The sequence below is a fragment of the Balneolaceae bacterium genome (assembly GCA_034521495.1).
Lineage (GTDB): Bacteria > Bacteroidota > Rhodothermia > Balneolales > Balneolaceae > Rhodohalobacter.
Genome location: JAXHMK010000022.1, coordinates 105,267 through 117,265, shown reverse-complemented (window position 1 = coordinate 117,265; position 11,999 = coordinate 105,267). Strand labels below are relative to the sequence as shown.

Genomic DNA, 11,999 nt, shown 5'->3' with positions numbered 1-11,999 from the left:
AGCAATAATGACAAACTTCATACAACATATCACCTTCATCGTTCTAATTCTTGCCACATTCATGGCCGGATCGGAGCAGGCTTTCGCCCAGGAAAATCCGATTCAGATTCCGGGTGGCTCCTTTCACTCCATTCTGCCGGAAGTGGAAGGAGAGCCTATTGAGGTTGAAGATTTTTATATGGATGAGCTGGCAGTAACCAATGCAGATTTCCTGGAATTCCTTGAACAAAACGAAGAGTGGCGGCGATCAAATATACCCGCAATTTATGCCGATTCCGGTTATCTGAAACATTGGAAAGATGATCTGGATCCCGGCGAGAATGTAAAACCGTATCAGCCGGTTACCCGGATATCATGGTTTGCGGCAAATGCTTACTGCAGGTGGGCCGGCGGACGATTACCAACACTCAACGAGTGGGAATACTCGGCCCAGCTCATGGATTTTGACTCTGCTGAGGAGATGAATGAGTTCGCCAACGAACTGATGGGGTGGTACTCTGCCGTGGATGTTCAAAACACAAAAACGGTGGGAAGTACGGATATCGAAAACCGGCACGGTATAAAAGACCAATTCGGATTGATTATGGAGTGGGTGGAGGATTTCAAACCGCCCATCAGCAATGAGATATCACTGGACTGCGGTACGGTTGGGCGCATGCAAAAACTGGGCAATACGTACAGTTACGCCGCCTCTGTGAGATATATCACACGAATGAGTTTTAACCCAAAAATGACAACAGGCATGGTAGGTTTTCGATGCGCTTATGATGCCGGTAAAACGAAACAACAAGCCGAGAAATCGTTATGAAATTATTTCAAACACTATCAACCGGATTATTGATTCTCCTGGTTGCTCAAAGCGCAATTGCACAGCATATGAATCACAATGCCATGAAGGCACAACCGGTTCAAAGCGAGCACTCTGTCTATCACATGGATGCTTCGTGGACTGATCATCGCGGTGAGAGTTTTCAGCTTGCGGATCTACAGGGAAACCCCGTTGTAGTGGTCATGTTTTACGGGAACTGCACACAGGTCTGTCCGATTTTGATCCGTGATGCACGGCGTGTATTTGAAGCTGTAGATGAGAGTCTCCGGTCAGAAGTTAACATTTTGGCAGTCACCTTTGATCCTGAGAATGACACCCCGGAGGTGCTGAGAAACTATGCTATCAAACAAGATCTGAATATTCCCCAATGGCATTTTACAACCGCAAAACCGGCTGATATTCGCGAACTGGCCATGCTTCTGGGCGTTCAATATGCTCAAAAAAGTGACGGCCATTTCAGCCATTCAAACCTCGTAACCGTTCTGGATGAAAGGGCAGAATTGCTCACAGGCTGGAGGGATTAAATCAGCCTGTTGAGGAAGCGGCCGAATGGATCAATAATGAAATACAGAAAAATCAAATAAAAGGAAGTTAATCTCCTTCAACTAATTAAATAACGTCAGTTCCAGATAAAATGAAGGCAAAAGCATTGAAAAAGTCCCCTCCTTGCACCCCGAGGTATCGAGGGCAGGCAGGAGGGGAGCGCAATATTCAAGTTTCTTATCTCGAACTGAAGTTAATTAAACAACTACACGAATTTTTTTAAAATCAAACCATAAGACAATGAAAACACTGATTAAAACCACACTTACACTTTTCCTGGCAGTTCTGTTTATGAATTCAGGATTTGCCCAGTCGGATGATATTCGAACCATTACCGTCATCGGGCAGGACAATATGCAGTTCAGCGAAACACTGATTGAAGCCGAACCCGGCGAAACCATTCGGATTGTACTGGATGTAAAAAGTAACATGCCGCCACAGGCGATGTCTCATAATCTTGCGATTGTAGATCTTGACACAAATGTGGAAGAATTTGTACTCGCCTCCATGGCAGCGCCCGATACCGAATACATCGCGCCTGAATATGAAGAGCAGGTAATTGCAACAACGTCAATGATTGGCGGTGGAGAGACATCCACCATTGAATTTACCGTACCTGACAATCCCGGTGAATATGAATATGTATGCACATTCCCGGGACACTATTTTGGCGGAATGAAGGGAATTCTTCGGGTAGCCGAAACTTCATGACAAACATTTTAAACCAACACGGTTGAACAACCTTCAATTTTGACCGTGTTTTACTTTAACCCCAAATCTATATCTATCACTATGATGAATAATGAAAACTTAGCTTCTAAGAGAATCGGAGACATTGTAACAGAAAACTATCACGCAGCCGGAGTTTTTAAAGAGTTCGGCATCGACTTCTGTTGCGGAGGCGGTAAATCGCTGAATGAAGTGTGCCAGAAGCGAGACATAGCTTTAGAAGAGGTTGTCGGTAAACTCCTTGATATTGCAGATAGTAATACTTCCGGAGACCACAATTACAGCGAATGGGAAGCCGATTTTTTGATTGATTACATCATCAATACGCATCATTCATTTGTTCGGAAAAAGACGGATGAAATTTCAGCTTATGCCGCTAAAGTAGCCCGGGTTTACGGCGAACAGTATCCCGAAAATGTTGAGATCTTTAAGTCTTTCGTTACTCTTTCAAACGAGTTAACAGAACATCTGGAAGCCGAAGAGGCAACTGTATTCCCATTGATTAAAAATATATCAGCAAAGCTAAAAAACGGAGAATCCCTGCTTGAAGCTGAAAAAGAAAAATTAAAAGGTCAGCTTACCCTGATGGAGGATGACCACGACGGAGCGGGCCAGGTTATGGCTAATATTCGAAAGCTGAGTAATGATTTTACTCCGCCCGCGGATGCATGCAAAACGTACCAAATTCTCTACCAGAATCTTGCAGGATTTGAAGAAGATCTGCATAAGCACGTTCACCTGGAGAATAACATCCTGTTTAAAAAAGCTGAAAAACTAATTGCTGCCTAAGCAGAGATGATGTTGAATCATGCCGTGGGATTCAGGATTGGGGTTTGATGTTTCCCGTGGCATTTTAATCAAAGTTGGTTTAATTCCGAGGCTGTCCTAAAAGGATGTCATTCTGAACTCGATTCAGAATCTCCACTCTTTAACTATGCTTGGAGATACCGGATCGGGGTCCGGTATGACAAAAATGAAAATATTGATTTCTCTCACATCCTTTTTGGACAGCCTCAATTTAGGATAAAGTCCCTTTTGAAGGAGGATACTCATCAATAAGAACGCCCTGAGACATCTAACAGACTTTAAAATCAAACTCAAATAAGAAACCAAAATGCCGAGAATCACACGTTGGTTTATCAAATCCGGGATGATCTATCTCTTCCTGGGAATAGTGTTAGCATTCCTGTCTGAATTGCCGTTCATCGATTCTGGAACTTTACTCTTGCCCGTTTACTGGCATATGATTGTGATTGGATGGGTCACACAGGTCATCATGGGTGTATCCATCTGGATGTTTCCAAGAAAACGAAGAGACCGCAAAAAAACAGAGACATTTTCTGCATTGGCTTCTTTCTGGTGTCTGAATACAGGACTTATCATCCGTTTTTTAAGTGAACCCTTTCTCCCCTTTTTTACAGAAAATCTATGGATGATGGGTATAATCAGCGTTTCGATTCTTCTTCAGTTGGGCGGTATTCTGTTTTATGTAGCTGAGATCTGGCCCCGGGTTCAGCCAAAGAAAAAACGTAAGCGGAGGTCAACCTGATGCCTGCCCAGACCGTTATGATGCTTCGACTCTCACTGTTTTACCTGGCAGTTGCTGTGGGTATTGGAGGAGTACTTCTGTTCCACAAAGTTCAGCCGCTGCATCCGGGAGTCTGGGCACTGTTGCCAATTCACTTTGAAACTGCAATCTGGGGCTGGCTCATTCAGTTTGTGATGGGAACCGCATATTGGATGTTTCCCCGTTTTCTTAAAGGCAAAGCAAGAGGCCCGGGAGTTTTGGCCTGGTGTATGATAACTTTATTTAATACCGGATTACTCCTGTTGATTTCGGGGTATTTTGTTGATGGCGGGATGGTAAATCTCAAGATCATGGGCCGGGGGTTTCTTGTGAGTAGTATTTTTCTTTTTGCATGGCTGATCTGGAACCGGGTTGTTAGTTACAGAAATTTAAAGCATTAGTGTACAATCGTTTAAAAGATTACGTGAAAAAGGAAAGCCACTAAAACACAAAAACACCAATTAATTTTCGTGTATTTGCGGGCTGTTTTATGATTTTATTATTAAAGTTATTTATCAGACTTGAACTATATCAAGCATGTGAAATGGCTTAAGCCAACTTAAAAACTTAAACGATTGATCTTCCTTTTACCTGGCAATTATTTCCCTCTCTGTAGCCGGTCCGGCCGTTGTTTATTAGGTTAGACAAAATCAAATATAATTATCCCATATCCGTCATGAAGACATATCAAATAATTAAAAGCTCCAAAAAACCATAAGCCTTACAGCAACACGGTTATGGGCTTTCGCCTTTTCAGGGCTTACTCATAATTTGCCATTAGGACATAGCCCCGAAAATCCCTTTCGGGACTATGCTGTTGATAAAGCCCCGTCAGGGCATTTCACTATAAAATTTGAGCACCCAATCGTGAAAATTGCTTCGATAGTTGAACGTGTATGAACCGTTCAAAAATAGACACAATTGGACAATTATGTTGAATAAGAGTATCGGTTTTTAAGCCCCGAATGGGGCGCCGGTCAACAGCATAGCGCAACGCGCTATGAGAATAGGCAACACCCAGCAAGACAGCCCCAAAGGGGCAGAAGCCTATCAACATGCGTTCCAGATTACGCCCTTTCGGGACTTTTTCAATCATTAATCCTCAGAAATATTTTCAAACAAATATAAAGTGGTTCTTTTTCCGATAACCATGTACTTCATTCTTAAATAAATTTGTGTTGTTTCTTTCAGTATCTAAATAATCAACTGTTTTAATTCCCGTTGGTCCGAAAAAAATTTCATCTGAGCTTGTTTGCCAATCAAAAAATGTAGTATATTAAGATAAAATAGTCTTTAAACTTTTATGTCACTTTCATACTCCTGTATTTATGGACTTCGAGCTTCTGTTCTGCTGGCTGGCAGACAAGGCGAGGGGTTTGTAACCATTCGGGAATTGAGTGATGAACTTGACATATCCTTCCATTTTTTAACGAAAGTGTTGCAGCATCTTACACAAGCACAAATTCTGGAGTCTTACAAAGGCCCCAATGGCGGGGTTAAACTCGCCAGAAATGCGGAGGATATTACCATTCAGGAGATTATTAAAAGCCTGGATAAAGATTATGCTATACCTGAATGTGCTCTTGGGCTTCCGATTTTTCAAAATCACAAGGCCTGCCCAATTCACGAGGAGTGGACGAATTTAAAAATAAAAATGGAACAGATGGTTGAAACCGTAACCATTCGTGAACTTGCAGAGTGGGACCAAAAAATTTAACCTTATTTAAGACTAAATACTCTTAATACTAAAACTTATGAAACACAGAATTATTCAAATCATCATCCTGGCTCTTACACTCCTGGTATTCAATGCCTGCGGTGGAGAGTCATCCGAACAACAAACTGAAGATTCCAACCAGACCAATGAACAGGGACTGACTGAATTTGAGCTGGAACACGGAATCGGGCCGGTTACCGAGGTCGTAGAGTTGGGAGAACTCGATCCCGAACTGGCAGCACAAGGCAAAGAGGTCTACGAGGCCAAATGTACAGCATGCCATAAACCTACGGAACGATATATCGGACCCGCTTCAAATGACATCCTGGACCGAAGATCTCCTGCTTATATCATGAATATGATTATGAATCCTGATGAGATGACCAAAAAACATCCCGAAGGAATCAAGATGATGCAGGAATATATGTCTCCCATGCCCTATCAAAATGTAACGATAGAGCAAGCCAGGGCTATCGTGGAATATTTCAGAACACTTGAAGATGAAAACCAATCATAACCATTACTACTCACAAAACAACTAAAACCATGCAAACAAAAAATAAAAACAAACGACTTTTTTGGTGGTCCGTACCGCTGATTGCCGTGCTCGGTATCCTTCTGTACGGATGCCCTTCACAGCAAAATTTAGCCGGTTCGAGCGACGCCGCACAAAAAGTATATGTAGCCCCGGGAGAACACGATGAATTTTACGGGCTCTTCTCAGGCGGATACAGCGGACAATTAACTGTATACGGAATTCCGTCAGGTCGCCATCTCTATACCGTACCTGTATTTTCTCAGGCACCTGTAAACGGATACGGTTACTCCGAAGAGACAAAACCGATGCTTCAAACCTCCCACGGATTTATACCCTGGGATGATGCCCACCACCCCGAAATATCTCAAACAAACGGTGTACCAGATGGGCGTTGGGTATTTATCAATGGAAACAATACACCTCGTATTGCAAGAATTGATCTGAGCACTTTTCAAACCGCCGAAATTATTGAGATTCCAAATTCGGCCGGTAATCACGCCTCTTCTTTTGTGACTGTAAATACAGATTATGTATCCGCAGCTACCCGTTTCAGTATTCCGATGGACCAGGAAAACCTGGAGAACCAAGATGTTCCGATCTCATCGTATGCCGAAAACTTCAAGGGAACTCTCTCCTATATTAAAGTTGCTGATGATGGGGAAATGAGTGTCGATTTTCAAATATTGGTCCCCGGCTATAATTACGATCTTTCTCATGCCGGTAAAGGACCTTCTGAAGACTGGGCATTCTATACAACGTACAATACTGAAGAGGCAAACACTCTCCTGGAAGTCAATGCATCCAGAAACGACAAGGATTTTATTGCCGCCGTTAACTGGAAAAAAGCTTCCGAACTGGCTGCCAACGGAGAGGGACGGGTGGTTCCGGGCGAACACTACCGGAATTATATAGATCATGACGAACAGAGAGCCAAATCCGAAGTGATTGAAACCGTTCGTGTGCTTGATCCAACAGAACACCCCGGAATTATTTATTACCTGCCAACTCCAAAATCTCCGCACGGTGTGGATGTGGACCCAACAGGCCGCTATATCGTTGGTGGTGGTAAATTATCATCCGTACTTCCGGTTCACTCGTTTGAAAATATGATACAGGCGATTGAAAATGAAGATTTTGAGGGTGAAGTAGACGGTATACCTGTTCTTAATTACGATTCAGTTATCCAGGCTGAGGTGGAAAATGCCGGCATCGGAACGCTTCACACAGAGTTCGACGGAAATGGTTATGCCTACACAACGGCGTTCATCTCCTCAGAAATTGTAAAGTGGAGCCTCGAAACCTTTGAGGTTGTAGACCGAATTGATGCCTACTACTCTCCTGGTCACCTGATGATCCCCGGAGGAGACAGTCGTCAGCCATGGGGTAAATATCTTGTAGCACTGAACAAGATTACCAAAGACCGCTATCTTCCAACAGGTCCCGAGCTGTTCCACTCTGCCCAACTGATCGATATTTCGGGCGAGAAGATGGAGTTACTCCTGGACTTTCCCACAGACGGTGAGCCTCACTACGCACAGGCAATTCCGGCTGATATTGTAAAAGAAAACCAGGTACGGTTCTATCCCCTTGAGGATAACAATCATCCCGATGCTGTAAAAAGCGAAGCGGATACACGAATTGTAAGAGAAGGAAACGAAGTTCACGTATATATGACAACAATCCGATCTCACTTTACACCGGATAATATTGAAGGTATAAAGGTAGGAGATAAAGTGTTCTTCCATGTCACCAATCTCGAACAAGACTGGGATGTACCGCACGGTTTTGCCATGCTGGGTGCTCAAAATGCTGAACTGCTGGTTATGCCTGGCGAAACCAGAACTCTTACCTGGGAACCGAAAAAAGCAGGCGTATTCCCGTTCTACTGTACAGATTTCTGCTCAGCTCTTCACCAGGAGATGCAGGGTTACGCACGGGTTTCCCCGGAAGGATCTGATGTACCCATTTCATACGGTACTGGAGAATAATCCGAATAAACCAAGTATAAACCTGAGAGAGGTTTTGACCGGCCTCTCTCTATTCTTAGAATGTAAAAATAGCAGAGAGGAACCTTATGAAAACGACACATAAAATTATAATGGCAGTTGCCGCCCTCCTGCTTGGATTTGTTTTTATCACCCCCATTTGGACAATCGATATGGAAGCTCCCCAATATCCTGAGGGAATTGGCCTGAAAATATCTATAGATAAAATTGAGGGACAGTCCAAGCAAGACCTTCAGAACATCAACGGGTTGAATCACTACATCGGCATGAAACCGATCACTCCAGAATCGATTCCCGAATTGAAAATTATGCCATGGATCTTTGGATTTTTGATCGTTTCAGGACTTGGAATTGCAATTTGGGGAAACCGTACCGCACTTTTAATCTGGATAATCCTCTTTATTCTGCTTGCCATAGCAGGGGTGGTTGATTTCTACCTGTGGGGATACGATTACGGACACAACCTCAATCCAGATGCGGCCATAAAAATCCCCGGTATGACCTATCAGCCCCCACTGATCGGAACCAAACAGTTGCTGAATATTAAAGCAACGTCGCTGCCCGCTCTTGGGTTTTATATCTCTCTTTTGAGTATCTCTTTGGCAAGCTTTGTCTACTGGAAAAGCAAACCTGAAAAGGAATAAGAACAAGATAACAGAACGAGGAAAAACAGATGAAAAATTTTATCGCTCTTATTCTGCCCGGCTTGATATTGCTGAGTGCTTGTCTGAGCCAGGAACCTTCGGAAATTCAGTTGCATACAGACGAGTGCACCTACTGCAAAATGGTGATTTCTGATACCCAATTTGCAGCACAACTTGTATCAGACAAAGGGAAAGCCTACAAGTTCGACAGTATTGAATGTATGGCTGCTTTTACCCATCAAAATCCCGAAATAGCTGAAAACGCCAAGCTATACCTGTCTGATTACACTCAAAATAAAAGCTGGATGCTCCTGGAGAATGCATCTGTTTATCATTCGGAAGACGTACAGAGTCCTATGGGGCTTTCCCTGTTTGCCATCCCGTCTGACACGACATTGCCCGGCCCGTTATCGGGTGCTGAACAACAGGAATGGGATCAAACGGTGGACTTTGTTCTCAACCAATGGAATGGACAGCAATGACTCTACCGGTTTTTTTACAAACATTTCGGACCCGATTTCTTTTTTCTCTGATCCTCATATCTATGGCCGGGAACAGCGTGCAATTAGGTGTAGCTCAACATCGTACCATCACCGTAAAACCTGGCGGGGAGATCTCTACACTAAAAAGTGCTGTTGCACTGGCAGATTCCGGAGATACCATCCTTTTCGAGCAGGGAACCTATCCTGTACACGCTGATACGATTTCGAAATCACTCACCATTGATGGCCAGGGAAAAGCGATATTTGATATTGAAGAAAAAGGATTCGGACTGATTTTACATGGGGATTATATCACACTCAAAAATTTTGAGATCAAAAATTCCGGGTCCGGTTTTATGGAAGACTACGCGGCTATTCTTGTTGAACAGAGCAGCAACATTCACATTGAAAACGTCACTCTCACCAACAACTTCTTTGCCATCTTTATTGCAAAAAGCGAAACAATTGAACTGTCCGGAAATCGCATCTTTTCGGATGCAGACAGGCAAACCACATCCGGAAATGGAATTCATATCTGGTACAGCAAGAATGTTGAAGTGGATCAAAATGAAATTACAGGCCACCGCGACGGCATCTACCTGGAATTTGTTGAGAATAGTATGATGACCGGAAATAACGTATACAGCAATATCCGCTACGGTCTCCATTTTATGTATTCCGATTCCTGCAGTTATATCGGCAACCGGTTCAAAGATAATGTTTCGGGTGTAGCGGTTATGTACACCGAAAATGTAATTATGCGCCACAATCGTTTTATTCAGAACTGGGGGGCAAACCGGTACGGTCTCCTTTTAAAAGAGATTAACGACAGCATTGTGCAATTCAACCTGTTTGAAGCAAACTCAGTAGGAATTTATAGCGAGGCGTCTAACCGTGTAGAAATTGAACAAAACGAATTTCGCGATAATGGCACAGCCTTACGAATGATGGCGAATGGTGTGGATAATCAGATCCGGGAGAATAATTTCATAGGCAATGTATTTGAAGTAACAACAAACAGCCGTCAAAATCCCAATCATTACGAAGGCAATTACTGGAGCCAGTACGAAGGATACGACCTCAACCGAGACGGAGTTGGTGATGTGGAATACAGGCCCGTCCGTCTTTTCTCGCTCCTTGCGGAAAGAAAACCTCTCTCCCTGATTCTTCTCAGAAGCATGATGGCCGACGTATTAGATACAGCCGAACGTGTTTTCCCGGTTTTAACGCCAAAAAACCTTGTTGACCCCAAACCTTCAATGAAACCTAACCAATGATTACGATCCAACAACTCCATAAGTCTTTCGGAGATCACCATGTCCTCAAGGACATTAATCTGGAGATACCAGACGGCCAATCAATAGGAATTGTGGGGCCAAATGGTTCCGGCAAAACCACTATGATTAAGACCCTGCTGGGACTTGTAAAACCAGACTCGGGTACCATCACCATCAACAATACAACACTAAACGGGGATTACCAGTACCGCCGAAATATCGGTTATATGCCGCAGCAAGCCCGATATCCTGAAAATATGTATGCTTCAGAACTTTTTGAGTTCCTGGAAAATCTCCGCGGCGAAACAGGTGAATTTAAAGATGAAATTATTGAAGAGTTTAACCTGCATTCCGAAATTGATAAACCGTTGAGAGTGCTCTCCGGGGGAAACCGGCAAAAAATAGGAGCCGTTCTTGCTATGATGTTCAACCCCTCTATCCTTTTCTTTGATGAGCCGACTGCCGGCCTCGATCCGCGCTCAAGTTTCATCTTTAAAGAGCGAATTCGAAAAGAGAAAAAAGCCGGTAAAACCATCCTGATTACATCTCATATTATGAGTGAACTGGAACAGCTTGTAGAGAATGTTGTGTTTATTCTTGAAGGTGAAATTCGGTATTTCGGAACCATCGGCGATCTGTTGAAGGACAACAAGCAGGACCATCTTGAGGGAGCTATTGCTCAAATGATGGAGGGTACAGAGGTATGATGTCTGTCTATTATCAAATTGTAAGAAACGAATTCCAGTCGCTTTTACGGGCACGCTGGCTGATTGGATATGGATTGATATTTCTTATCCTCACCGACACACTTTTCCGGTTTTCCGGGGGCGGATCGGAAGTACTTTTGAGTATCAGCAACCTGATTCTGCTTTTTATCCCGCTCATCAGCATGCTGTATGGAATTTTATTTATCTATCAGTCCAGGGATTACCTCGAACTTTTACTTACTCAACCGGTCAAACGGGGTACACTTTTCTGGGGATTATTTACAGGAATTTCGGGTCCGCTAACTGTTGCGTTTATTGCGGGTACAACACTTCCCATGATCTGGCATGGCAATTTTACGGGAGAAACAGCTGGTCAGACACTTCTCGTCCTGGGACTTGGCGCTTTTTTAACCTTTATATTTACCGGCCTCGGGTTTGTAATGGGCCTGATTTTTTATGATGAAAAAATTAAAGGTTTTGGATACTCCCTGATGATCTGGCTCTTTATGGCAGTGATCTATGACGGGTTGATCTTGATGCTCATCTTTATCTTTGGAGACTACCCCATAGAAACGGGAGTAGTTGGGTTGACGATGCTCAATCCCATTGATCTTGCCAGGATACTTGTTCTGCTTGAATTCGATATTTCCGCATTGATGGGCTACACAGGGGCCGTTTTCAACCAATTTCTCGGCTCGGCAAAAGGGATATTCACAGCCTCTTTCATGCTGATTCTGTGGCTCGTACTGCCCATGTGGTTGGGCCTGAGACTTTTCAAGAAGAAAGATTTTTAGAGTGATTTGTAATTACGTGATGCCTTGGGATACAATTACCCGTCAGACCGCTCAAAGCGGGTACATGTTTAGCGCGAAAAGACTCCTTGTTCCAGGCCATTCATCGTTTCGCCCTCTCCCCCAACCCCTCTCCCTCGGGGAGAGGGGCGAAGGGGTGAGGGCGAAA

14 protein-coding genes are annotated in these 11,999 nt (G+C 43.6%); all 14 read left to right on the top strand.

Features of this window, described 5'->3' with window-relative positions:
- Positions 1 to 7 precede the first annotated feature (7 nt).
- The 14 genes from U5K72_19930 to U5K72_19865 all read left to right on the top strand — a co-directional run bounded on the left by U5K72_19930 (position 8) and on the right by U5K72_19865 (position 11,833).
- Positions 8 to 808, top strand: a complete 801-nt coding sequence (locus U5K72_19930) for a formylglycine-generating enzyme family protein (GenBank protein ID MDZ7721101.1) — start codon at positions 8 to 10, stop codon at positions 806 to 808.
- Positions 805 to 1,353 (top strand): SCO family protein, encoded by a 549-nt coding sequence (locus tag U5K72_19925; protein ID MDZ7721100.1) that lies wholly within the window; start codon positions 805 to 807, stop codon positions 1,351 to 1,353. The genes U5K72_19930 and U5K72_19925 overlap by 4 nt, the downstream gene beginning before the upstream one ends.
- Before the next feature lie 259 nt (positions 1,354 to 1,612).
- On the top strand, positions 1,613 to 2,083 hold the full coding sequence (locus tag U5K72_19920) for a plastocyanin/azurin family copper-binding protein (protein MDZ7721099.1): 471 nt from the start codon (positions 1,613 to 1,615) through the stop codon (positions 2,081 to 2,083).
- Between the two features lie 81 nt (positions 2,084 to 2,164).
- Complete coding sequence (gene ric, locus U5K72_19915) at positions 2,165 to 2,890, top strand: iron-sulfur cluster repair di-iron protein (protein MDZ7721098.1); 726 nt, start codon at positions 2,165 to 2,167, stop codon at positions 2,888 to 2,890.
- A gap of 325 nt (positions 2,891 to 3,215) precedes the next feature.
- A complete protein-coding gene (locus U5K72_19910) occupies positions 3,216 to 3,650 on the top strand; it encodes a hypothetical protein (GenBank protein MDZ7721097.1) in 435 nt (144 codons plus the stop codon).
- The gene (locus U5K72_19905; GenBank protein MDZ7721096.1) at positions 3,650 to 4,069 is read left to right on the top strand and encodes a hypothetical protein; all 420 of its coding nucleotides are present in this window, start codon (positions 3,650 to 3,652) and stop codon (positions 4,067 to 4,069) included. Before U5K72_19910 ends, U5K72_19905 begins: the two co-directional genes overlap by 1 nt.
- Positions 4,070 to 4,971: 902 nt before the next feature.
- On the top strand, positions 4,972 to 5,385 hold the full coding sequence (locus U5K72_19900; GenBank protein MDZ7721095.1) for an Rrf2 family transcriptional regulator: 414 nt from the start codon (positions 4,972 to 4,974) through the stop codon (positions 5,383 to 5,385).
- A gap of 37 nt (positions 5,386 to 5,422) precedes the next feature.
- Positions 5,423 to 5,902 (top strand): cytochrome c, encoded by a 480-nt coding sequence (locus U5K72_19895; GenBank protein ID MDZ7721094.1) that lies wholly within the window; start codon positions 5,423 to 5,425, stop codon positions 5,900 to 5,902.
- Between the two features lie 29 nt (positions 5,903 to 5,931).
- On the top strand, positions 5,932 to 7,911 hold the full coding sequence (nosZ, locus tag U5K72_19890; protein MDZ7721093.1) for a Sec-dependent nitrous-oxide reductase: 1,980 nt from the start codon (positions 5,932 to 5,934) through the stop codon (positions 7,909 to 7,911).
- Positions 7,912 to 7,997: 86 nt separating this feature from the next.
- On the top strand, positions 7,998 to 8,573 hold the full coding sequence (locus tag U5K72_19885) for a hypothetical protein (GenBank protein ID MDZ7721092.1): 576 nt from the start codon (positions 7,998 to 8,000) through the stop codon (positions 8,571 to 8,573).
- Positions 8,574 to 8,602: 29 nt separating this feature from the next.
- On the top strand, positions 8,603 to 9,055 hold the full coding sequence (locus U5K72_19880; protein ID MDZ7721091.1) for a nitrous oxide reductase accessory protein NosL: 453 nt from the start codon (positions 8,603 to 8,605) through the stop codon (positions 9,053 to 9,055).
- 62 nt (positions 9,056 to 9,117) lie between these two features.
- Positions 9,118 to 10,332 carry a nitrous oxide reductase family maturation protein NosD gene (nosD, locus tag U5K72_19875; protein MDZ7721090.1) on the top strand — a complete coding sequence of 405 codons (1,215 nt, stop codon included), beginning with the start codon at positions 9,118 to 9,120 and terminating at the stop codon, positions 10,330 to 10,332.
- On the top strand, positions 10,329 to 11,039 hold the full coding sequence (locus tag U5K72_19870; GenBank protein ID MDZ7721089.1) for an ABC transporter ATP-binding protein: 711 nt from the start codon (positions 10,329 to 10,331) through the stop codon (positions 11,037 to 11,039). Before nosD ends, U5K72_19870 begins: the two co-directional genes overlap by 4 nt.
- Positions 11,036 to 11,833, top strand: coding sequence for an ABC transporter permease subunit (locus U5K72_19865; protein ID MDZ7721088.1), 798 nt, complete (start codon positions 11,036 to 11,038; stop codon positions 11,831 to 11,833). The genes U5K72_19870 and U5K72_19865 overlap by 4 nt, the downstream gene beginning before the upstream one ends.
- The last annotated feature ends 166 nt before the right edge of the window (positions 11,834 to 11,999 follow it).